Source organism: Rathayibacter sp. AC182 (assembly GCF_979253875.1).
The window spans coordinates 1-20666 of record NZ_CEEDEK010000004.1 but is presented as its reverse complement, the minus strand read 5'-3'; the positions used below and the strand labels follow the sequence as shown (position 1 = coordinate 20666).

The following is a 20666-nucleotide window of genomic DNA, read 5'->3' as shown; positions in this document are numbered from 1 at the left end:
TTTCCCGAACGCCCGTTCCGCCGTTTCCGGCGTCATTCGCGGATTAGTATCTCGACTCGGAGGCACTAGCGCATCGCTGGTGTCGAGGGCAGCACAGCACTTTGGGAGTGGAAATGGCGAACGGAACCGTCAAGTGGTTCAACGCTGAGAAGGGCTACGGCTTCATCACGGTCGACGAGGGCGGACAGGACGTGTTCGTCCACTACTCCGCGATCGACATGTCGGGCTACAAGGTCCTCGAGGAGGCCAGCACGTCGCCTTCGAGGTCGGCAGCGGATCGAGCGGACCCCAGGCGGAATCGGTGCGCGTGGTCTGATCCGCGCGCCTGTCGCAGGAGCCGTCGCCCGCCTCGAGCGGACGGCGGCTCCTGTCGTTCCGCCCAATCAGCGTCGCTTGCACTCGTCACCCGTGAGTGCCAGAATCGCTCTTGGCACTCGGTTGATCCGAGTGCCAGGAATGAACTTTCTTGACGTCCGGGAGGGACGAAAACACACATGGCCAAGATCATTAGCTGACGAAGAAGCCCGCCGCGGCCTCGAGCGTGGACTCAACACTCTGGCCGACGCGGTCAAGGTGACCCTCGGCCCGCGCGGCCGCAACGTCGTGCTCGAGAAGAAGTGGGGCGCCCCCACCATCACGAACGACGGCGTCTCGATCGCCAAGGAGATCGAGCTCGACGAGCCGTACGAGAAGATCGGCGCCGAGCTCGTCAAGGAGGTCGCCAAGAAGACCGACGACGTCGCCGGCGACGGAACCACCACCGCGACCGTGCTCGCTCAGGCGCTCGTGCGCGAAGGCCTGCGCAACGTCGCGGCCGGTGCCGACCCGATCACCCTGAAGAAGGGCATCGAGAAGGCCGTCAAGGCCGTCACCGCCGAGCTCATCGCCGGCGCGAAGGCCATCGAGACCAAGGACGAGATCGCGGCGACCGCGTCCATCTCGGCTGCGGACCCCGAGATCGGCGCGATCATCGCCGAGGCGATCGACAAGGTCGGCAAGGAGGGCGTCGTCACCGTCGAGGAGTCGAACACCTTCGGCACCGAGCCCGAGCTGACCGAGGGCATGCGCTTCGACAAGGGCTACCTGTCGCAGTACTTCGTGACGGACCCCGACCGCCAGGAGGCGGTGTTCGAGGACCCCTACATCCTCATCGTCAACTCCAAGGTCTCGAACATCAAGGACCTCCTGCCCGTCGTCGACAAGGTGATCCAGGCCGGCAAGCAGCTCCTGATCATCGCCGAGGACGTCGACGAGAGGCGCTGGCGACCCTGGTCGTCAACAAGATCCGCGGCATCTTCAAGTCCGTCGCCGTCAAGGCCCCGGGCTTCGGAGACCCGTCGCAAGGCGCAGCTCCAGGACATCGCGATCCTCACGGGCGGCCAGGTCATCTCCGAGGAGGTCGGCCTCAAGCTCGGAGAACGTCACCCTCGACCTGCTCGGCTCGGCCCGCAAGGTCGTCATCACCAAGGACGAGACCACCATCGTCGAGGGCTCCGGCGACGCCGAGGCCATCGCCGGTCGTGTCGCGCAGATCCGCGCCGAGATCGAGAACACCGACAGCGACTACGACCGCGAGAAGCCCCAGGAGCGCCTCGCGAAGCTCGCCGGCGGTGTCGCGGTCATCAAGGCCGGAGCGGCGACCGAGGTCGAGCTCAAGGAGCGCAAGCACCGCATCGAGGACGCCGTCCGCAACGCGAAGGCCGCCGTCGAGGAGGGCATCGTCGCCGGTGGTGGCGTCGCCCTCATCCAGGCCGGCAAGCTCGCCTTCGACAAGCTCGAGCTCACCGGAGACGAGGCGACCGGCGCGAACATCGTCAAGGTCGCCATCGAGGCCCTGCTCAAGCAGATCGCGCTGAACGCCGGTCTCGAGCCCGGTGTCGTCGCCGCCAAGGTCCGCGAGCTGCCCACCGGACACGGCCTCAACGCCGCGACCGGCGAGTACGTCGACCTGATCGCCGCCGGCATCATCGACCCGGTCAAGGTCACCCGCTCCGCTCTGCAGAACGCGGCGTCCATCGCCGGCCTCTTCCTCACCACCGAGGTCGTCGTCGCCGACAAGCCCGAGAAGAACCCGGTCCCGGCCGGCGACCCCACGGGCGGCATGGACTTCTAGTCCGACCAGCACCACGCGCTGAAGGCGGCCCTTCTCCGGGGGAGCCGCCTTCTCCGCGTTCCGGCCCGGTGCCGAACGCAGGTGCCCACCGGCCGGAGGGGCGCTCCGCTCACGCAGAACGGTGCGACCCTCCGGCGCCGCGCTCACGAGCCGAAGAGCCGCGCGTTCGCCTGCTCGGTGTCCTCGTACTGCTGCGCGGCGGTGCCGAGGGCGAGGGTGATGGTCGAGAGCCCCTCGTCGACCTGGGCCTGCGTCGCCTGCCAGACGCCGACCACCCCTGGAACGCGCTCGACGCCCGGCCCTGCCACGAGGCCTCCAGGCCGGTCAGCTGGGCGAGCAGTCCCGAGACCTCCGTCTGGATGCGGTCCATGTAGCCGTGTGCGGTGCCGGTCAGCGGTGGTCAGCGCGTCGATGTCGGTCTGGTAGCGGGTCATGGGGGAGTCCTCTCGTTCCGGTCGGCGCCGGTCGGCGCGTGCGAGAACGGTAGGTCCGAGGGCGGGGACCGCGGAGGCGGTCAGACCGAGGCTGGGGAGGATTCGCCGTTCGGGCCGACGGTGAGGAGAGGCAGGGCGACGCGAACGTCGCGCCGCCGCCCGGCGTCTCGACGACGTCGACGCGGCCCTTGTGGGCGCTGACGATGGAGGACACGATCGCGAGGCCCAGCCCGCTGCCTCCGGTCTCACGGGTGCGCGACGTGTCGGCGCGCCAGAAGCGCTGGAAGATCTTCTCGCGGATCTGCGGCGGGATGCCCTCGCCGTGGTCGATGACCTCGAGGAACACCACGCGGCGGGAGCGGTCGACGGCGACGCCGATCTCGATCGGAGTGTCGTCGGGCGTGTACCGCACCGCGTTGCCGATGAGGTTGGTGAGCACCTGGCGGATCTTGTTCTCCTCCGCCATCACGAGCGCGGGGACGCCCGCCTCCTCGGGGCGGTCTCGGCGGTGCCCGCTGCGATCTCCTCCGCCTTGACGACACGGCGGGGGCGGCGTCGCAGACGAGCGAGCCGTGCGCTCGCGGCCGCGATCGGACCGGTGAGGCCCGCTGCAGCGGTCTGCATCGGCTGGGTCGCCCCGTCGGCGGGCTCGTCCTCGTCGAGGGCGGGGGTCTCGATCGGAGTGTCGTCCCGGGTCTCGACGCCGAAGTCGCGATCGGGCCACGAGGCCATGGCGTCCATGGCGGCGTCGCGGGCGAGCGGCATGAGGTCGACGGGCGCGCAGGGCGAGCGGCTTGGTCTCGTCCAGACGGGCGAGCTCGGGAGGTCCTCCACGAGTCCGCCCATGCGGATCGCCTCCTTCTCGATGCGCTCCATGGCCTGGCCGACGGCCTCGGGCGTCTGCAGTGCGCCCATCCGGTACAGCTCGGCGTAGCCGCGGACCGAGACGAGGGAGGCGCAGCTCATGGCTCGCGTCGCCGACGAAGCGCCGCATCTGGTCGATGGTGCGCGCCCGATCGCGGAACGCGGTGTCGATGCGCCCGAGCATCGCGTTGAGGAGCGGTTCCAGCGCCCGACCTCGGTGTTCGGGGTGGTGCCGTCCAGGCGCTGGCTGAAGTCGCCGTCGGCGATCGCCGCGGCGGTGCGCTCGACCTCGCGCAGCGGGGCGAAGGTGGTGGTCACGAGCAGGCGCGTGAGCAGCGCCCCGATGACGACGATCGCGACTCCGAAGCCGAGGAAGATCGTCAGGTACAGCGTCATGATGTAGTCGACGTTCCGCGTGGACGTCGCCAGGAGCAGCGTCTCGATCTGGTTGCCCTGCGAGTACGTCGTCGCGACGAAGTGGTACTCGATCTTGCCGTTCTCGCTCAGGACGTGCTGGACCTTGTCCGTCATCTTGAGCGCCCTGCTCGATGGTGAACGTCTCGGGGAAGACGGGGTCGGTCGGACCGGCGGCCGTCGTGCCCCTCGCGGTTGCCGAGCGCGTCGTAGACGGCGCCGACGTAGTCCGCGTCGTCGTCGTCGAGGTCCCGCCTCGCCGATCGCGCTCAGCGAGTCGGCGACGGCCTGCGCCTTGAGAGTCGAGATTGCGGTCGAGCTGCGAGATGAGCTGCGGCTTGAGCATCGTCATGGTGCCGATGCCCGAGACCAGGAGTCCGAGGGTCAGCAGCAGCACGGTCACCGCGGTGATCTTCGTGCGCAGCGAATGGAGTTCCACCGCTCGGCCAGGGTCTGGTGCATGGCGGTGGGACTCCTCGATGGCGGAACGGCGGCTGCCCCTCGAAGGACGGCCGCCGGGCTGCGGAGCCTCGGGCTCCGCGACGTGGATCGGACGGGAGGCTAGGCCTTCGCGACCTTCAGCATGTATCCGAATCCTCGCTTGGTCTGGATGAGCGATTCCTCGGAATGCGTGTCGAGCTTACGTCGGAGGTACGAGATGTAGGACTCGACGATGCCCGCATCGCCGTTGAAGTCGTACTCCCAGACATGGTCCAGGATCTGCGCCTTGCTGAGCACCCGGTTGGGGTTGAGCATCAGGTAGCGCAGGAGCTTGAACTCGGTCGGGCTGAGCTCGACGGGCTCGTCGCCGACGAGGACCTCGTGGGTGTCCTGGTCCATGGTGAGCTCGCCGGCGCGGATGACGGCGTCCTCCTCCGCGTGCATCGTGCGGCGGAGGATCGCCTTGATGCGAGCGACGATCTCGTCGAGGCTGAACGGCTTGGTGACGTAGTCGTCGCCGCCGACGGTGAGGCCGGTGATCTTGTCCTCGGTGTCGTCCTTCGCCGTGAGGAAGAGGATGGGTGAGGTGTAGCCGGCGGAGCGCAGTCGCTTCGTGACGCCGAACCCGTTCATGTCCGGGAGCATGACGTCGAGGATGATCAGATCGGGCTCCTCCTCGAGGACGGCCGAGATGGCCTGAGCGCCGTTCCCCACCGCGCGCACGGCGAAGCCGGCGAAGCGGAGGCTCGTGGTGAGCAGGTCTCTGATGTTGGGCTCGTCGTCGACGATGAGAATTCGGGGTCCGTCCATGAACACATCTTCTGCGCGTTGGCTGAACGGAGTCTGGGAGCGAAGTGGTGGATCGCTCGGCGTCGTCCTCGCGCCCGCGCGCTCCAGAGGCGCGGCGGCGCCGCACTCCGACGACGAGCATCGCGATCATCACGAGGAACGCGATCGGCAGGCCCACGAGGGGGATCGCGAAGACGAACTGCCACAGCGGGCCCTCGTACTCGCGCAGCCCTGTAGCGGGCGCGATCAGGATGGCGAGGAACGCCAGCACGGTCACGACGATGATCGCGATGAACATGTAGGCGAGGGTGCGCTCGGCGCGTCCGATGCCCGCGGGCGGCTGTGGCTTCACGCGTCAAGGATAGAAGGCCGAGCCGGGGAGCCTCTAAACTGGTGGCTGCTTCGATTCCAGGAGGGGTTCTGCATGCCTACCGGCAAGGTCAAGTTCTACGACGAGGAGAAGGGCTTCGGCTTCATCAGCACTGATGACGGCCAGGAGGTCTTTCTGCACGCGTCCGCGCTGCCCTCGGGGACCGCGGTGAAGCCCGGCACGCGACTCGAGTTCGGCATCGCCGACGGCAAGCGCGGAGCGCAGGCCCTGTCGGCCCGCATCCTCGAAGCCCCCGTCAGCATGGTCAAGATGAACCGCAAGTCGGCGGACGACATGTCGGTGATCGTCGAGGACACCGTCAAGCTGCTCGACGGGATCGGCACGGGCCTCAAGCGCGGTCGCTACCCCGACAAGGCGCACGGACGCAAGATCGCGGCCCTGCTGCGCAAGGTCGCGGACGAGCTGGATGCCTGACGCCGACGAGACGACCGGCGACCTCGCGCCGCAGGAGGGGCAGGAGTCCCTCCTCCTTCCTGTGGGCTCCGATTCGGACCCGGCAGGGGTGCCCGCGTCGGAAGATGGTGAAGGCGAGGGTCTCGAGGGCTCCGTCGACACTGCCGCTCCGGCTGCGGAGCGGACCGAGGTGCCGGTGGACGACGCCGGCTCGGAGAACGGTCCCGCGGAGGCGCCCCAGGAGGTCGTGGCACTGGAGTCGGATGAGGTGTCTCAGCAGACCGAGGCACCGGAGTCGGAGGAGACCGAGCTGACCGCGACGGCCGGCGAGGAGGACGCCTCCGAGGAGCCGGAGCCGGACGCCTCGGCGGACGAGGCCGCGGACGACCTCGCCCCCGAGCCCGTGTACGAGCTCGATCCGGTGCTCGCGGCGTCGGAGGACCGGGCCCGCGAGGCGCTCGCCGACATCACTCCCGCGGACACGATCGGGCCGCTGGTGGCGACGCTCGCTCAGGGCGAGCACGTCGTCTCGCTCCAGTTCGCCAACCTCATGCGCGGTTATCCCGGATGGCTTTGGACCGCGACGCTCTCGCGCATCGACGAGACCGAGGACGTCAACGTGCTCGAGGTCGAGCTGCTGCCCGGTGAGGGCGCCGTCCTGGCTCCCGACTGGGTGCCGTGGACCGACCGCCTCGCCGATTACCGCGCTGCGCAGGACACCGCCGGCGAGGAGCTCGAGGACGCGGAGGACGAGGACGCGGACGACGAGGACTCGGACGAGGAGGACGCCGATTCCGAGGACGAGTTCGACGACCAGGTCGTGCTCGACGACGACGAGGACGACTCGGACGATGATGACGATGACGACTCCGAAGACGACGACTCGGACGATGATGACGACGACGACTCCGAAGGCGACGAGTCCGAGGACGAGGACTCCGAAGACGACGATGACGACGACCGGGACGACGACGACCGCTGAGTCGGCGTCTCGGCCGCGCGCCGCGAGGGAGGGGCCGGCGTGATCAACTCCGACACGCTCGTCTCCTACCCCGACGGAGCCACCGCCTCCGAGGGGGCGATCCTGCACCTGGAGGTGCGCGAGGACGGCCGCTGGGTCGTCGTCCTCGACGAGACGGCCGCGCATCCGGTCGATCCCACCTGGCCGGACCAGGGTGCCGATGTCGGCGCCCTCGTGGCGGAGGGCCTGCGCTACCGGCTCCTCGACTGCCGGATCGCGGCGTGGGACGGCAGTGCGCTGCACCTCGGCGACCGCCTTCCCGTGCGCCTCGGGACCGAGGGCTGGAGCTTCGTCGTCGCGCACCTCGTCGCCGACGCGTCGGCGCTCGCCGAGGGTCAGCGGGTCCGCGTCGAGATCGACCCCGCCGAGCGGCGCTCGCTGTCGCGGGGTCACACCGCGTGCCACCTGGCGTCTCTCGCGCTCAACGCCGCCCTCGCCGGCTTCTGGAGCAAGCCGGTCCGCACCGACTCGCTCGGCAGCCCCGACTTCGATCAGGCGGCGATCACGACGTCCCTCATCCGGCCGGCCGGATCGACGGACGTCTACCGGCTGGGCAAGTCGCTGCGGCGCAGCGGCTTCGACACCGCCCGACTCCAGGAGGCGCTGCCCGAGCTGACGGAGCGGGTCGACGAGCTGCTCGCCGAGTGGATCGGCAGCGACGCGGACGTGCGGATCGAGAGGGACGACGCGAGCCTGAGCGCACGGCGCACCTGGCGGTGCGATCTGCCCGCCGGTGAGGCGTCGATCCCGTGCGGCGGCGGACGCACGTGGCCCGGCTGTCGGAACTCGGGAGCGTCACCGTGGAGCTCGCGATCGATCCGATCGAGGCGACGCTCACGATGGAGACGGACGCCGCCTGACCCGTCAGCGGCGGTTGCGGCTGTAGAAGAGGCCGATCGTGCCGAGCACGAAGCCGATGACGACGGTCGACAGCACCAGGGGAGGGACGTCTCCTCCGATCGCGGACGCCACGAGCACGCCGATCAGCGCCGCCAGCCAGATCAGGCAGCCGACGAGCAGCGCCCGGGCGACGTCGCTCGGGTAGGGCGGAGGACTCGGTCGGCGCTCCTCCTCGCGGAGCCACAGCCTCATCCTCCGCACCCGCTCAGTCGGCCAGGCGCTCGATGACGTGGTCGATGCAGTTCAGCAGCGACCGGACGTCGTCCGGCTCGATGGCGGTGAAGGTCGCGATGCGGAGCTGGTTGCGCCCGAGCTTGCGGTAGGGCTCCGTGTCGACGATGCCGTTCGCCCGGAGGATCTTCGCGATGAGCGCCGCGTCGATCGAGGCGTCGAAGTCGATGGTGGCGACGACCTGCGAGCGGTGCTCGGGGACCTCGACGAACGGGGTCGCGACCGACGAGGCCGCGGCCCAGTCGTAGATGGCGGAGGAGGACTCGGCGGTGCGCGCCGAGGCCCAGGCGAGGCCGCCGTTGCCGTTCATCCAGTCGAGCTGCGACTCCATCAGCAGGAGGGTCGCGAGGGCCGGCGTGTTCAGCGTCTGGTTCAGGCGCGAGTTGTCGACCGCGTTCTTCAGGCTCAGGAACTCGGGGATGTAGCGGCCGCTCGCGGCGATGCGCTCGACGCGCTCGATGGCGGCGGGAGAGAAGAGGCCGAACCAGAGGCCCCCGTCGCTCGCGAAGTTCTTCTGCGGGGCGAAGTAGTACACGTCGGCCTGCGAGGCGTCGAAGTCGATGCCTCCGGCGGCGCTCGTCGCGTCGATGACGGTCAGCGCGCCCTCGTCGCCGTGGACCCGCGTCACGGGCGCCATGACTCCGGTCGAGGTCTCGTTGTGGGGCCAGGCGTAGACGTCGACGCCCTCCAGCACCTCGACCTCGCTGCGCGAGCCGGCGGGCGCCGAGATCACGTGCGCGGGCTTCGAGGAACGGCGCGGAGGCGGCCTTCGCGAACTTCTGGCCGAACTCGCCGAAGGTGAGGTTCTCGGCGCGGCGCTCGATGAGCGAGAAGGCGGCCGAGTCCCAGAAGGCGGTCGAGCCGCCGTTGCCGAGGAGGACCTCGTAGCCCTCGGGCACGCGGAACAGCGTCGAGAGGTGCTCGCGCACCCGGCCCACGAGGTTCTTGACCGGGGCCTGCCGGTGGGACGTGCCGAGGAGGTGCGCGCCCTCGGTCGCGAGATGCGCGAGCTGGTCGTGCCGCACCTTGGACGGGCCGCAGCCGAATCGTCCGTCGTGGGGGAGGAGCTCGCGAGGAATGGTGACGTCCGGCATGCGTTAATACTAGGGTTCCCGGCTCGCCCCTCCTCTCGAGTGACGAAGGCCCGGTGCCGTACGCCTCGCGGATGTTGCGACACGGTGCCCAGTAAGGTTGAGCGCGCCGAGACGGGAAGGCTGAGATGACGGATCTGATCGACACGACCGAGATGTACCTGCGGACTATTCTGGAGCTGGAGGAGGAGAACATCATCCCCCTCCGTGCTCGCATCTCGGAGCGTCTGAGCCATCTCGGGACCGACCGTCTCGCAGACCGTCGGGCGCATGGAGCGCGACGGCCTCGTCGTCGTCTCGGGCGACCGCCACCTCGAGCTCACCACCGACGGCCGCCGCAAGGCGATCCACGTCATGCGCAAGCACCGCCTCGCCGAGCGCCTCCTCCACGACGTCATCAAGCTCGACTGGGAGTTCGTGCACGAGGAGGCCTGCCGCTGGGAGCACGTCATGAGCGAGCAGGTCGAGCGCCGTCTCCTCGAGATGCTCGACCACCCGGACGGAGTCGCTCCTACGGCAACCCGATCCCCGGCCTCGACGAGCTGGGCGACAGCCCCGCCTCGCGCTTCGCGGACGGCGTGATCAGCCTGCCGCGCTTCGTCGCGGGCCCGCCGAGCCTGGCGCGAGTCGTCCGACGCCTCGGCGAGCCGGCGCAGGTCGACCCGGAGCTGCTGCTGCAGCTCAAGCAGGCGGGCGTGATGCCGGGCGCCGAGGGCGAGTTCTCGGCGCTGAACGGCTACGTCCTGGTGCGCATCGACGGCGCGGAGGCGGGCATCGAACTCCCCACCGAGGTCGCGGCGCACATCTTCCTCGTCGTCTGACCGGTTCCGGATCGCGGGGTTCCTGACCGGACGCTGGACGGACTCTAGCGCATCCCGGGTCCCGCTGTCGGCTGTCCCCAGGATCCGGTGCCGTCGAATGGTGACAAACCGGTAACGGTCGCTTACGCTCTGGGAGCCCTGCATCCGAACCTCGGTTCCAGGGCGCGGAATCCGACGTCCCCCTGCCCGTCTCGGACCACCGTGAACATCGATGCTTCGTGCATGAGACGGGACAGCTGCTCGGGCTGACGGGACGCGGAGGTCCAATCCCTCGGCCGAGAACGACACCCCTGAACCCCGACCGGTACCGCTCCACCCACCCGAACAGCCCCCGCAGCACCGCCACCTTCGAGAACCAGCCGCCCGTCGTGCGCGCTCGATCCACTCCGAGGCGCCGGTCGCCCGTCGTGCCGTCCCGACGCTCCGGCGCGGCAGCGCGACGTGACCGACTTCGCGCCGTCGCCGGCCGGCACCCCGCGCAAGCACCGGGCCGGAAGCTCGGCAAGGTCGCGATCGTCGGCTTCGCCGGCGCGCTGGTCGCCACCATGGCCCTGCTCGCCTACGCCTTCTCGCCGGGCACCGAGACCGACAGCCCCTTCGCCGCCTCGCAGGCCGACCTCCTCCGACAGGGCGACGCGCAGACCGTCGCGGTCGCCGGCAGCGTCGTGCAGAACGCGATCGCACGCGACGCGTTCTCGGCCGAGGCCGCTCCTCCGCCCTCGCCGCCCCCCGAGCCGGAGCCCGTGGTCGAGCCCGTCGTGGAGACGGACGACGTCGAGGAGGCCCGCGCCGAGACGGCGGAGGAGTTCAACTCCTACGACGGCGCCTTCCGCCGCGGAGCTCGCCGCGTCGGCTCCGACCACCGGGTACAGCCTGTCGGCCGTGTTCAACACCGCGATGCAGTACCAGGGCGTGCCCTACGTCTTCGGCGGCGCGGACCCGAGCGGCTTCGACTGCTCCGGTCTGGTCATGTACGTGTTCGCGCAGTACGGCATCTCGATGCCGCACTCGGCCGCAGGCCAGGCCGCGATGGGCACCCGCATCCCGGAGTCCGAGGCGCAGCCCGGCGACCTGGTGATCATGCCCGGCCACGACGGCTTCTACGCAGGGAACGGCAACATCCTGCACGCGCCCTACGCCGGTGCGAGCGTCCGGGTGCAAGCCGATCTGGACGTCGGACTACTACATCGTGCGCATCGCCGGCTGACCGCCGGTCGCACTGGACGAGCCCGCCCTCCTCCCGGGGGCGGGCTCGTCCGCGTTCCCGGCGTCATCGATGTGAAATGCGGATGACGAATTCCGGCGAACCTCTGGTGTTTCGCGGGGAAGGAATACTCTGAACCCCACTCCGCTCGAACGGCGGAGCGGTCGTCGTCGAGGGACGGAGTGCCGGGATGGCCGAGCGGAACGGGCACCACGCTGTGGGGCTGCGTTCGCGCGTGCGGCGGACCGACTCGATCCGGGCGGGGATCCTCTCCGCGTCGGTGCACTCCTCCGACACGCGGATACGTCACCACGACTCGACGCGGCGATCTGCCGCGGGCTTCCGAAGGGCGCCGTCATCACCGACGGCGCCCTTCTTCGCGTTCTGGGCGATGCCGCGCGGCGACGACCGAGGCACGGTCGGAGGTCACTGATGCGCACCCTGGTTCTCAACGCCGGCTACGAGCCTCTCGCGGTCGTCTCGTTCAAGCGGGCACTGGTCCTGCTGATGACCGAGAAGGCCACCGTCATCGAGGCCGACGAGGACAATCCGGTGCACGGAGCGACCGGCGACTACGTGCGGCCCTCCGTGATCCTGCTCACGCGCTACGTGCGGATCCCGAGCTCGCGGACGGTGCCCGTGTCGCGCCGTGGCGTGCTGCGCCGGGACAACCACCGCTGCGGCTACTGCGGGACGCACGCGAACACGATCGACCACATCCAGCCGAGTCGCGCGGCGGGCGCGACACGGAGAACCTCGGTCGCCCTGCTGCCACCGCCGCAACAACACCAAGAGCGACCGCACGCCGGCCGAGATGGGCTGGCACCTGCGGACGGCAGCCCCGCGTGCCGCGGGCCGGATCCTGGCTCGTGCGCGGCGGCGGAGCGCATGGAACCCGGAGTGGAACGGCTACCCGGCTCCGGTAGCCCGACGGGGCGAGGGCACTCCGCTCGCGGCGTTGTCGTCGGGCGCGATACCGCCGGCGGTCGCCTTCCTCCTCCGCCTTGCGATCGAAGCACCCTCGCCCCGTCAGAAGAAGGAGGGGACGGCCTCCTATTCGTTGTCGCCTCCCGTCGCGGTGCTGGCGCTTGCCGGAGCGCTCGCCGGACCAGGTCCAGTTCGCGACCTCGGGGAGGTCCTCGCCGAACTCGCGGGTGTAGGCGCGGGCGCGGCGGCGGGCGTCCTGCATCTCCTGGCGGAGGCCGGCGCCGCGGGAGCCGAGGCCGGGGGTGCGGTCGATGACGTCGATAACGAGTGAGTAGCGGTCGAGGTCGTTCAGCATCACCATGTCGGAACGGAGTCGTGGTGGTGCCGTTCTCCTTGTAGCCGCGCACGTGCAGGTTCTGGTGGCCGGTCCGCTTGTAGGTCAGGCGGTGAATCAGCCACGGGTAGCCGTGGTACGCGAAGACGACGGGGCGGTCGGGAGGAAGACCGCGTCGAACTCGCGGTCCGAGAGGCCGTGCGGGTGCTCGGACTCGGACATCAGGCGCATGAGGTCGACGACGCTGACGGCGCGGATCGCGAGGTCCGGCAAGCTTCTCGCGCAGGATGCTCACAGCGGCGAGGGTCTCGGAGGGTCGGGACGTCGCCCGCGCAGGCGAGCACGACATCCGGGGACTCGCCCTGCCGCCCGCCGCTGGCCCACTCGAGGATGCCCAGGCCGCGCGAGCAGTGCGCGACGGCCTCGTCCATCGTGAGGCCACGCGGGGGCGGGCTGCTCGCCCTTGCGCGACGATCGGTCACCGTGTTGACGTAGTCGACGCTGCGGGAGGCAGTGGTCGTAGACCGAGAGCAGCGTGTTGGCGTCGAAGGGGAAGTGGAGAACGCGCACCACTCCTCCGGCTTCGTTGACGACGTGCGTCGATGAAGCCCGGGTCCTCGTGGCTGGAAGCCGTTGTGGTCCTGGCGCCAGACGTGGCTCGAGAGCAGGTAGTTCAGGCTCGCGATGGGGCGGCGCCACTCGATCTCGCGCGTGCCGTTCAGCCACTTCGCGTGCTGGTTGAACATCGAGTCGATGATGTGGATGAAGGCCTCGTAGCAGGTGAAGAGCCCGTGCCGACCGTGAGCAGGGTACTCCTCCAGCCAGCCCTGGCACTGGTGCTCCGAGAGCACCTCCATGACCCGGCCCGCGCGGGCGAGGTGGTCGTCGAGCGGGCTGAGCTCGCCCTCCCACTGCTTGTCGGTGCGGCGTAGACGCTCTGCAGGCGGTTGCTCGCGACCTCGTCGGGTCCGAAGATCCGGAAGTTGGTCGGATTTCGCGGATGACGTCGGCGAGCCACTCGCCGAGCACCTTCGTCGCCTCGGCGACCGTGCCGCCGGGGACTCGACGACGACCTCGTAGCGGCGGAAGTCGGGCAGGTGGAGCGACTGGCGCAGGAGGCCGCCGTTCGCGTGCGGCGTGGCGCTCATCCGCAGCTCGCCCTCGGGAGCGAGCGAGCGCACGCGCTCGGCGATGCCGCCGCTCTCGGTGAAGAGCTCCTCGGGGCGGTAGGAGCGGAGCCAGTCCTCGAGGAGGCGGGTGTGCTCCTCGGTGTCCCGCGCGTTGGCGAGCGGCACCTGGTGGGCGCGATACGTGCCCTCGACCTGGACTCCGTCGATCTCGGCGGGCACGTCCAGCCCTTCGGGGTCTTCAGGACGATCATCGGCCAGGCCGGCCGCGTCAGGTTCCGGCCGCGGCGCGCTCCTTGATGGCGGCGATGCGGTCGAGGACCGTGTCGAGGACCTCGGCGAAGCGCTCGTGCACGCGCATCGGGTCCTCGCCGTCGAAGCCGCCCTCGACGAGGAAGGGCTCGTGCCCGTAGCCGCGGAGCAGGCCTCGAGCTCCTCGTACGGGATGCGGGCGAGGATCGGGGTTCGCGATCTTGTAGCCGTTGAGGTGCAGGATCGGCAGGACCACTCCGTCGGTCGCGGGGTTCACGAACTTGCTGGAGTGCCAGCCGGTGCGAGCGGGCCGGTCTCGGCCTCGCCGTCGCCGACGACCGCGGCGACGAGCAGATCGGGGTTGTCGAAGGCGGCTCCGTAAGCGTGGCTCAGCGCGTAGCCGAGCTCGCCGCCCTCGTGGATGCTGCCCGGGGTCTCGGGAGCGGCGTGGCTGGGGATGCCGCCGGGGAAGCTGAACTGGCGGAAGAGGCGGCGCAGGCCGTCCTCGGTCTCGTCGATGTGCGAGTAGATCTCGCTGTAGGTGCCGTCGAGGTAGGCGTTGGCGACCATGCCCGGGCCGCCGTGGCCGGGTCCGGTGATGTAGAGGGTCGACTGGCGGCGCTCGCGGATCGCGCGGTTGAGGTGCGCGTAGATGAGGTTCAGGCCGGGAGTCGTGCCCCAGTGGCCGAGCAGGCGCGGCTTGATGTGGTCGCGGGTGAGCGGCTCCGTCAGCAGGGGATTCGCGAGCAGGTAGATCTGGCCGACCGCCAAGTAGTTGGCGGCGCGCCACCAGGCGTCGACGGTCTCGAGGGTCCCCAGCGCCAGCGGGGCGTCCGCGTCGCGGGCGGCCCAGGTGTGCTCGGAGGCGGAGGGGAGCGCGGTGATCATGGATGCGGCCGGCGACGCCACGCGCGCATCCGGACCGCCCGGCGCGGCAGGGCCTTGCGGCGCTCGCGCTCGGGGCGGTCGGATGCGGCGCGCCGCCTGCGGGGAGCTCAGCCGCGGGGAGTGGCGCGGCGGAGGATCAGCCAGCCGCTGAGAGCGGCGATCGCGGTGGGGACGAGCAGCAGCGCGAACCCGCCGGTCGGGCCGACCGCTTCGAGGGTGAGCCAGACGGAGTCCTGTCGCGCCCGTGAGGCTGATCAGCGCGACGACGGCGACGGCCACCGCGGCCAGCCCGATCCAGAAGACCGTCATGCCGACCGCCCGCCAGCGGACGTAGACGGAGGCGGTCGCGGCTCCGGACGAAGAAGAAGAACAGGAACAGCACGAAGACGCCGAAGGCCTGCTCGACCCAGGAGATGCCGCCGAAGCCGACGACCCGGAACAGGATGCCACCCATGCCCTCAGCCGCTCGTCGCCGACTTCGATCGCGGCCATGACGGTGTAGAGCACCGTCCAGAGGGCGGAGAGGAGGAGGAAGGTGAGAGCGCTGCCCCAGTAGAAGCCGCGCCGCGTGGAGCCGTAGCCCAGCGCCAGACCGAAGGTGATGTTCACCGCCTGGATCGCGACGACGAGCATGTAGATGAAGATGAACGCGCCGGGTCCGGAGACCTGGACGCCGGACTTCGCCGCCGGCGCTGTCGGCGCCGATCAGTGCGCAGGACGACCCAGAAGATCGCGAGGCTGCCGAGGAAGATCGCGGCGAGGATCCCGAGCGGCGTGTAGAGCAGCGTCGCGGGGTTGGCGAAGTAGCAGGCGGACGATACGGAGCAGTTCGGTCCCAGGTGCCGAGGCTCCGTGCGGGGGCGGTGGTGGTCATGAGCGCGTCCTTCCCGGAGGCGGTGCCCGTGAGCTGCACGACGAGCTGCTGGAGGGAGATCGGGCTCGAGCTCGAGCCCTGCGGCTGCGGCCTGGGCCCGGTCCGCGTGGTCGAGGCGGGGGAGGGTCGCGGAGGCGAGTCCGCCGACGCCGCTGCGCGAGAGCACCTCGCGACCGGATGCGAACGCGCCGACCGCGCTGCGCGTGCCGACCACGGTGGCGGCCGAGCCAGCGCAGCTCCTCCGCATCGCTGCCGACGACGAGGCCGACCCTCGTCGAGGACGAGGCACGCAGCCTCGAGGAGGCTGCCGACCTCGTCGATCAGGTGCGTCGAGAGCACGACGGTGCGGGGGCGCTCGGCGAAGTCGGCGAGCAGGCGGTCGTAGAAGAGCTGGCGGGCGACGGCGTCCAGACCCAGGTACGGCTCGTCGAAGAAGGTGAGCGGGCGCGAGGCGAGGCCGACGATCACCCCGACGGCCGAGAGCTGCCCTCGCGAGAGCTTCTTGACCCGGCGGTTCAGCGGCAGTCGGAAGTCGCTCGCGAGCTCGTGCGCGAAGGCGTCGTCCCAGCCCTCGAAGAACCACTCGGCGCTGCGCAGGGACGTGCTTCACCCGGAAGTCCTCGGGGTACTTCTGGCTCTCCTTGATGAAGCAGGTGCGGGAGAGGACGGCGGCGTTCTCGACGGGCGCCGCCCCGAAGACGCGGATGTCGCCCGTGCTCGCGAACTCCTGACCGGTGAGGGAGGGACATGAGCGTCGTCTTGCCGGCGCCGTTGCGGCCGAGGAGGCCGTGGATCCGGTTCTCGTCGAGCGCGAAGCCCATGTCGCGGATCGCGTGAGTGCTGCCGTAGTGCTTGTTGAGGCCGGAGACCTCGATGACCGCGCTCATCGCGATCCCCCTTCGCTGATCATGGTGGCGAGCTCCTCGCGGGTGAGGCCGAGCTTGGCGGCCTCGGCGAGCAGCGGAGCGACGAACTGGTCGCGGAACTGCGTGCGGCGCTTCTCGACCAGCCGGTCGCGGGCGCCCTCGGCGACGAACATGCCGATCCCCCTCTTCTTGTAGAGGACCCCGTCGTCGACGAGCAGGTTCACGCCCTTCCCGGCGGTGGCCGGGTTGATGCGGTGGAACGCGGCGAACTCGTTGGTGGAGGGGACCTGGGTCTCTTCGGGGAGCGCCCCCGCGATGATGTCGTTCTCGATCTGCTCGGCGATCTGCAGGAAGATCGGCCGTGAGTCGTCCATGGGTGCCCCTTCCTGCTGATCGCTGGTCGTTGGTTGCGTGGTTAGTTGGCGCAGTAACCAACCAAGCAGGTCGCGGCTCCGCTGTCAACCGCGGCTTCGGGGGAAGGGTGGGCGGCGGGTACACTGGCTCGGCCAGCCCTCTGTAGCTCAATGGAAGAGCGACTCCGTCCTAAGGAGCAGGTTGGGGGTTCGAGTCCCTCCAGGGGCACCGAAGTGTCGTCACGACAACCCTTGCCGGAGAAGAACGCCGGGTCGGCGCCGATCCCGGTCTCCAGGAAGCTGGTGAGGTCTCGAGCACCACTCTTCCGAGTGGTGCTTTTTTCGTGTGCTGCGAGCTGGACGGCGGTCGAGGCGATCGCGGCCAACGGCTCCGTTCGACTCGCCGTGATCGTCTCGTCCGCGGAACGGAGAACACGCGCGAGGAAGACTTGCATCGCGGCCCTTCACGTGGTCGGGCGCCCAGCCTGAAGTGCTGGCGCATTCCGCGGTCACATCGAGGGCGAGCCGGATCGCATCATCGACATCGGCAACGTCCTGCGTCGGGCTCGCTTCGTCCCGCTCGTCGATCGCCCGTTCGCCACGGATGCGGTCCTGCTCCTTCTTGAACAGGTCGAGTCGGATCGCGTCTGCGAAGTGAGCCTTGTTCCCCGCCGCACCCCTCGCGTTGGAGGCGAGCATCGACGGCGCCGGTTCACGTCCAGGAACGGTGCCGACTCACTCGGTCGTCGATCGGAGAGACCGGCGCCCTTGCACGATGCCGGCACGGGGACCGCGTCGTCGCTGTCGATGCGGGGCACGGTTCCGGCCCAGTCGTTCATCGCGTCGAGCACGGGCCGCAGACCGTGACCGACCGGAGTCAGCTCGTACTCGACCCGCGGAGGGATCTCCGCGTAGGCGGTGCGCGTGACCAGCCCGTACGTCTCGAAGCGCCGCAACCGGTTGGTCAGGGTGTGCGCGCTCACTCCCGGCAGCGCCTTCATCAGGTCGCCGAACCGCATCGGGCCGTTCAGGAGCTCGCGGACGACGAGCGTCGCCCAGGGGCCGTCCAGGAGGGTGAGGAAGCGCGCTATCCCGCACTCGGGCCACTGATCAGCGGAGAACGACATCGAATCGGCCCTCTCATCATTACTGCAGTTGACGTAACCGGTGCAACGTCCGCAGTAATGCTCTCATGACCTACATCGTTCACGGAGCGACCGGCGCGCAGGGGCGCTCCCGATCGCCGCCGCACTCCTCCGCTCCGGCAAGACCGTCACCGCAGCCGTCCGCACCCCCGGTGCCTTCACTGCTGGACCTGCCGTCGCTGTCGACGCCTCCGGACGTCGACAGCCTCGTCGCGGCCTACAGCGGTGCCGAGGGCGTCTTCATCCATCTGGCTCTGGACCTCCGACGTGCAGCAGCTCGAGCACGCTCGGTCGTGATCGCCGCGGCCGTCGACCGGGCCCGCCCCGCGCGAGTGGTCTTCTCGACCAGCGCGGCTACCCGCTCTGGCGAGACGGACGACAGCCCGCACGGGGTCCCCGCGCGTGGGCTCGCCGCGACGGGCATCCCGACCGCGGTCCTCGCGCCTCGCCTCTACCTGGAGAACCTCCTCCTCCCCGCCGGTGATCGCCTCCTGTCCGTGAGCAGGCCGTCCTCCCGTACCTCGATCCGGGAGGACTTCCGCGTGTCCTGGAGCCCGGCACCTCGACGTCGCCGACGCTGCCGTGCGCCTGTTCGAGCGGACCGACGTGGCCGGCGTCGATCGCCGTCGGCGCCCTGCCCGGACTCCTCGGCGAGGATCTCGCCGCCGGCTTTCACCCGCTACTTCTGGAAGGACGTGACCTTCCACGCGCAGACCCCCGATGAGTTCGGCGCGATGACGATCCCCTTGTTCGGTGAGCAGGGGATGGCTCCCGTGATCGACTCGTACCGCTGGCGCGCCACGCAGACGGACGAACTGGATCGAGGAGGCGCGCAGCGCGCAGGTCCTGCTGGGACTCTCGCCGCGCACGGTGGAGCAGTGGCTGCAGGACATCGACGCCTGAGCAGTTGATCATGCGGTGACGGACGCCGTGGCGTTGCGGGGCGGCGTCGCGACGTCCGGTGAGGCAGGGCCCGTTCACCCGTGTCAGGTGGCATCACTGCGCCAGGACCTGGGGTGGCATCCCGTGACTCCACCACGACGCCGGCGTCGTCGCCCCGCTGCTGGGGAATCGTCGAAGAACGTCCTCGGTGCTCGGCCTGCACCCTCGGTCGATACCGGGGCGGCTGCGCGACGTCGGTCCGCCTTCTGAGGGAGGCCGGCTTCCTCAGCGTAGCAGGCTCCTCCCGATGCGCCCGGTATCAGCGGCGCAATGCCGCATCGAGTGCGTCGCGGATGTCCTCCACACGATGGACGTCGAGCAGCTCGCCGTCGACGAGGATCGACGGCGTGCCCCGTACGCCGAGTTCGCGACTTCGGCGTCGAAGTCGTAGCGGACCCGCTCGAGGGTCGACGGGTCGGGCCACGTCGGCGTCGTACTGATCCAAGTCGAGGCCGATCCCCGGGCGAGCCCGCGGAAGAGCGCGGCCTGCGGTTCGCTGCTGCCGGCCCACTCGGGGTGGGTGTCGAACATCAGCCGGTAGAAGTCCTCGAACCGGTGCTGGCGTGCGGCCGCCTCGACGGCGACCGCGTGGAGGCCTCGCCGCTCGCGTGCGACGGGAGCGGGCAGTAGCGCACGGCGAACGTGACGCGACCCGCGTAGTCCTCCCGGAGCTCCGCGATGCCGGGGTGCAGGGCCGCGCAGGTGACGGTGACTTCCTCGAAGTCGAGGAACTCGACGAGGGTGACCGACCTGCTCCCGGTCGCCGTCATCCAGGACGTGGCTGTTCGGGGCGAGGGCGATCGTCGGTGCCTCGCTCGACGGCGAGAACGGGCGCAGGACTGCGAGTGCGACGACGAGTGCGACGACGGCGAGAAGGGCCGGACGAGGCGGCGAGGACGATCTTCGTACGGGTGCTCATGAGAGAGCCTCTGCTGGTGGGGCGTGCTGATGAGGGGGAGGACGGAGCGCGCAGCCTTCATGGCGCGGACCTCCGGGTCCGTCGGGGACGGTGCGCTGGGCGGTCCGGCGGGAGGCTGCCGGCACGCTCGGCCGCTGCGAGCCCGTGTTCCGTGCCTCCGCGACGCCGAGCTCGGTCTGCTGTACTGCGAGAAGCTCGGCCTCGCCGTCCCGGTCGGCGCGGCGGTCGTAGCGGCGCGCTGCGCGCTCGTCGGAGCGCATCCACTGGGTGAGGACCACGAGGGCGATGAGGACCATCGGCAGCTCGCCGGCGCTCCAGGCGATGCCTCCGCCGACGCCCTGGCCGGCGGAGGAGCGCGGTGGTGCCCAGTGTAGTCCATCGCCGTCCACCAGTCCTCGCCCAGGACCGTGGTCTGGGACATGATCGCCAGGCCGAAGAAGGCGCGGAAGGCGAGCGTGTCGCGAGCATCACCAGGGAGCCGGAGGACGTGGCCCGGCCGCGCGGGCCCGGGGTCGACTCCGATCAGGACCCAGAAGAAGAGGTAGCCGGTGGCCAGGAAGTGCACGGTCAGCGAGCACATGCTGGCCCCGGCGGAAGAACATCGCCCACTCGAACCAGCCCGTGTAGCAGAAGGCCACGAGGCTCCCCGCGAACAGCACAGCGGCGACCGGGGCGGAGGAGAGGACGCGCAGGCAGGTAGCGGGAGTGCACCAGCGCGAGGACCCACTTCCCGCAGCCCTCTGCCACCGTCGCCCCGCACGGGCAGGACGCGCAGCGCCAGGAAGTACCGGTCCGCCGAGGACCAGCAGCGGCGGGACGACCATCATCAGCAGCATGTGCTGGATCGTGAGTGAAGCGGCGCACGAAAACGCGAAAGCGTTTCACGATAAATGCGAAAACGGTTAAACACCTACCTCCGAGGGAACCGAACG

The 20666-nt window shown here is 69.9% G+C and carries 17 protein-coding genes, 1 tRNA gene and 11 pseudogenes; 12 read left to right on the top strand and 17 right to left on the bottom strand.

Features of this window, described 5'->3' with window-relative positions:
• The first annotated feature begins 113 nt into the window (after nt 1-113).
• From AC0CII_RS08025 to AC0CII_RS08015, 3 genes and pseudogenes are all read left to right on the top strand, one after another.
• A pseudogene (locus AC0CII_RS08025) lies at nt 114-316 on the top strand (cold-shock protein).
• Nucleotides 317-456: 140 nt separating this feature from the next.
• A pseudogene (gene groEL, locus AC0CII_RS08020) lies at nt 457-1359 on the top strand (chaperonin GroEL); the annotation flags it as partial.
• Between the two features lie 73 nt (nt 1360-1432).
• A complete protein-coding gene (locus AC0CII_RS08015; protein WP_465229272.1) occupies nt 1433-2113 on the top strand; it encodes a TCP-1/cpn60 chaperonin family protein in 681 nt (226 codons plus the stop codon).
• Between the two features lie 390 nt (nt 2114-2503).
• Here the strand turns inward: AC0CII_RS08015 and AC0CII_RS08010 are convergent, their stop codons facing one another.
• The 3 genes from AC0CII_RS08010 to AC0CII_RS08000 form a co-directional block, all read right to left on the bottom strand.
• Nucleotides 2504-3013, bottom strand: a complete 510-nt coding sequence (locus AC0CII_RS08010; RefSeq protein WP_465229271.1) for a sensor histidine kinase — start codon at nt 3011-3013, stop codon at nt 2504-2506.
• Nucleotides 3013-3942, bottom strand: coding sequence for a HAMP domain-containing protein (locus AC0CII_RS08005; RefSeq protein ID WP_465229118.1), 930 nt, complete (start codon nt 3940-3942; stop codon nt 3013-3015). The genes AC0CII_RS08010 and AC0CII_RS08005 overlap by 1 nt, the downstream gene beginning before the upstream one ends.
• Before the next feature lie 444 nt (nt 3943-4386).
• Nucleotides 4387-5076: a response regulator transcription factor gene (locus AC0CII_RS08000; RefSeq protein WP_055787731.1), complete on the bottom strand. Its 690-nt coding sequence runs from the start codon at nt 5074-5076 to the stop codon at nt 4387-4389.
• A 403-nt stretch (nt 5077-5479) separates the two neighbouring features.
• Between AC0CII_RS08000 and AC0CII_RS07995 the strand changes: the two genes are divergently transcribed.
• The 3 genes from AC0CII_RS07995 to AC0CII_RS07985 are packed head-to-tail and all read left to right on the top strand — an operon-like array spanning nt 5480 to nt 7988.
• A complete protein-coding gene (locus AC0CII_RS07995; protein WP_207405920.1) occupies nt 5480-5860 on the top strand; it encodes a cold-shock protein in 381 nt (126 codons plus the stop codon).
• The gene (locus AC0CII_RS07990) at nt 5853-6821 is read left to right on the top strand and encodes a DUF3027 domain-containing protein (protein ID WP_465228011.1); all 969 of its coding nucleotides are present in this window, start codon (nt 5853-5855) and stop codon (nt 6819-6821) included. The genes AC0CII_RS07995 and AC0CII_RS07990 overlap by 8 nt, the downstream gene beginning before the upstream one ends.
• Before the next feature lie 39 nt (nt 6822-6860).
• Nucleotides 6861-7988, top strand: a complete 1128-nt coding sequence (locus tag AC0CII_RS07985; RefSeq protein ID WP_465229117.1) for an alanyl-tRNA editing protein — start codon at nt 6861-6863, stop codon at nt 7986-7988.
• Here AC0CII_RS07985 and serC read toward each other — a convergent pair.
• Nucleotides 7966-9085 (bottom strand): annotated as a pseudogene (serC, locus tag AC0CII_RS07980) (phosphoserine transaminase). The gene AC0CII_RS07985 and the pseudogene serC sit on opposite strands and share 23 nt — an antisense overlap.
• A gap of 125 nt (nt 9086-9210) precedes the next feature.
• Between serC and AC0CII_RS07975 the strand changes: the two are divergent.
• A pseudogene (locus tag AC0CII_RS07975) lies at nt 9211-9903 on the top strand (metal-dependent transcriptional regulator).
• A gap of 559 nt (nt 9904-10462) precedes the next feature.
• Here the strand turns inward: AC0CII_RS07975 and AC0CII_RS07970 are convergent.
• Nucleotides 10463-10714, bottom strand: a complete 252-nt coding sequence (locus AC0CII_RS07970; RefSeq protein ID WP_465229116.1) for a hypothetical protein — start codon at nt 10712-10714, stop codon at nt 10463-10465.
• Nucleotides 10715-10800: 86 nt separating this feature from the next.
• Between AC0CII_RS07970 and AC0CII_RS07965 the strand changes: the two genes are divergently transcribed.
• The 3 genes and pseudogenes from AC0CII_RS07965 to AC0CII_RS07955 all read left to right on the top strand — a co-directional run.
• Complete coding sequence (locus AC0CII_RS07965) at nt 10801-11196, top strand: C40 family peptidase (RefSeq protein WP_465229270.1); 396 nt, start codon at nt 10801-10803, stop codon at nt 11194-11196.
• A 101-nt stretch (nt 11197-11297) separates the two neighbouring features.
• Nucleotides 11298-11540 (top strand): hypothetical protein, encoded by a 243-nt coding sequence (locus AC0CII_RS07960; protein ID WP_465229115.1) that lies wholly within the window; start codon nt 11298-11300, stop codon nt 11538-11540.
• Nucleotides 11540-11985 (top strand): annotated as a pseudogene (locus AC0CII_RS07955) (HNH endonuclease); the annotation flags it as partial. The gene AC0CII_RS07960 and the pseudogene AC0CII_RS07955, both read left to right, overlap by 1 nt.
• A 290-nt stretch (nt 11986-12275) precedes the next feature.
• On the opposite strand, the pseudogene AC0CII_RS07950 reads toward AC0CII_RS07955, so the two are convergent.
• From AC0CII_RS07950 to AC0CII_RS07925, 6 genes and pseudogenes are all read right to left on the bottom strand, one after another.
• Nucleotides 12276-12389 (bottom strand): annotated as a pseudogene (locus AC0CII_RS07950) (phosphoketolase family protein); the annotation flags it as partial.
• Between the two features lie 70 nt (nt 12390-12459).
• Nucleotides 12460-12590, bottom strand: a pseudogene (locus tag AC0CII_RS07945) (phosphoketolase family protein); the annotation flags it as partial.
• Nucleotides 12590-12799, bottom strand: coding sequence for a phosphoketolase family protein (locus AC0CII_RS07940; protein ID WP_465229269.1), 210 nt, complete (start codon nt 12797-12799; stop codon nt 12590-12592). The gene AC0CII_RS07940 and the pseudogene AC0CII_RS07945, both read right to left, overlap by 1 nt.
• A 207-nt stretch (nt 12800-13006) precedes the next feature.
• Nucleotides 13007-14635: pseudogene (locus AC0CII_RS07935) on the bottom strand (phosphoketolase family protein); the annotation flags it as partial.
• Nucleotides 14636-15524: 889 nt separating this feature from the next.
• Nucleotides 15525-16396, bottom strand: a pseudogene (locus AC0CII_RS07930) (ATP-binding cassette domain-containing protein); the annotation flags it as partial.
• Entirely contained in the window at nt 16393-16749 is a 357-nt protein-coding gene (locus AC0CII_RS07925) for a GntR family transcriptional regulator (protein WP_207405940.1), read from the bottom strand. The pseudogene AC0CII_RS07930 and the gene AC0CII_RS07925, both read right to left, overlap by 4 nt.
• Nucleotides 16750-16884: 135 nt before the next feature.
• On the opposite strand from AC0CII_RS07925, the gene AC0CII_RS07920 reads away from it, so the two are divergent.
• Nucleotides 16885-16957, top strand: a tRNA-Arg gene (locus AC0CII_RS07920).
• Between the two features lie 280 nt (nt 16958-17237).
• Here the strand turns inward: AC0CII_RS07920 and AC0CII_RS07915 are convergent.
• Complete coding sequence (locus AC0CII_RS07915) at nt 17238-17855, bottom strand: winged helix-turn-helix transcriptional regulator (RefSeq protein WP_465229114.1); 618 nt, start codon at nt 17853-17855, stop codon at nt 17238-17240.
• A gap of 65 nt (nt 17856-17920) precedes the next feature.
• On the opposite strand from AC0CII_RS07915, the gene AC0CII_RS07910 reads away from it, so the two are divergent.
• Nucleotides 17921-18784 (top strand): hydroxylase, encoded by an 864-nt coding sequence (locus AC0CII_RS07910; protein ID WP_465229113.1) that lies wholly within the window; start codon nt 17921-17923, stop codon nt 18782-18784.
• Nucleotides 18785-19074: 290 nt separating this feature from the next.
• Here the strand turns inward: AC0CII_RS07910 and AC0CII_RS07905 are convergent, their stop codons facing one another.
• The 5 genes and pseudogenes from AC0CII_RS07905 to AC0CII_RS07885 form a co-directional block, all read right to left on the bottom strand.
• On the bottom strand, nt 19075-19239 hold the full coding sequence (locus AC0CII_RS07905; RefSeq protein ID WP_465229112.1) for a hypothetical protein: 165 nt from the start codon (nt 19237-19239) through the stop codon (nt 19075-19077).
• Between the two features lie 106 nt (nt 19240-19345).
• On the bottom strand, nt 19346-19585 hold the full coding sequence (locus tag AC0CII_RS07900; RefSeq protein WP_465229299.1) for a DsbA family protein: 240 nt from the start codon (nt 19583-19585) through the stop codon (nt 19346-19348).
• A 145-nt stretch (nt 19586-19730) separates the two neighbouring features.
• The gene (locus AC0CII_RS07895) at nt 19731-20123 is read right to left on the bottom strand and encodes a hypothetical protein (RefSeq protein WP_465229298.1); all 393 of its coding nucleotides are present in this window, start codon (nt 20121-20123) and stop codon (nt 19731-19733) included.
• Nucleotides 20124-20161: 38 nt separating this feature from the next.
• Nucleotides 20162-20314 (bottom strand): annotated as a pseudogene (locus AC0CII_RS07890) (cytochrome c oxidase assembly protein); the annotation flags it as partial.
• 28 nt (nt 20315-20342) lie between these two features.
• Nucleotides 20343-20570 (bottom strand): annotated as a pseudogene (locus AC0CII_RS07885) (cytochrome c oxidase assembly protein); the annotation flags it as partial.
• Nucleotides 20571-20666: the final 96 nt, after the last annotated feature.

Bases quoted from the DNA above. Each gene is read 5' to 3' on its own strand.
- AC0CII_RS08010 (WP_465229271.1), bottom strand. From the start codon at position 3,013: ATGGCGGAGGAGAACAAGATCCGCCAGGTGCTCACCAACCTCATCGGC.
- AC0CII_RS08005 (WP_465229118.1), bottom strand. From the start codon at position 3,942: ATGACGGACAAGGTCCAGCACGTCCTGAGCGAGAACGGCAAGATCGAG.
- AC0CII_RS08000 (WP_055787731.1), bottom strand. From the start codon at position 5,076: ATGGACGGACCCCGAATTCTCATCGTCGACGACGAGCCCAACATCAGA.
- AC0CII_RS07995 (WP_207405920.1), top strand. From the start codon at position 5,480: ATGCCTACCGGCAAGGTCAAGTTCTACGACGAGGAGAAGGGCTTCGGC.
- AC0CII_RS07990 (WP_465228011.1), top strand. From the start codon at position 5,853: ATGCCTGACGCCGACGAGACGACCGGCGACCTCGCGCCGCAGGAGGGG.
- AC0CII_RS07965 (WP_465229270.1), top strand. From the start codon at position 10,801: ATGCAGTACCAGGGCGTGCCCTACGTCTTCGGCGGCGCGGACCCGAGC.
- AC0CII_RS07960 (WP_465229115.1), top strand. From the start codon at position 11,298: ATGGCCGAGCGGAACGGGCACCACGCTGTGGGGCTGCGTTCGCGCGTG.
- AC0CII_RS07940 (WP_465229269.1), bottom strand. From the start codon at position 12,799: ATGGACGAGGCCGTCGCGCACTGCTCGCGCGGCCTGGGCATCCTCGAG.
- AC0CII_RS07925 (WP_207405940.1), bottom strand. From the start codon at position 16,749: ATGGACGACTCACGGCCGATCTTCCTGCAGATCGCCGAGCAGATCGAG.
- AC0CII_RS07915 (WP_465229114.1), bottom strand. From the start codon at position 17,855: ATGTCGTTCTCCGCTGATCAGTGGCCCGAGTGCGGGATAGCGCGCTTC.
- AC0CII_RS07910 (WP_465229113.1), top strand. From the start codon at position 17,921: ATGACCTACATCGTTCACGGAGCGACCGGCGCGCAGGGGCGCTCCCGA.
- AC0CII_RS07900 (WP_465229299.1), bottom strand. From the start codon at position 19,585: ATGACGGCGACCGGGAGCAGGTCGGTCACCCTCGTCGAGTTCCTCGAC.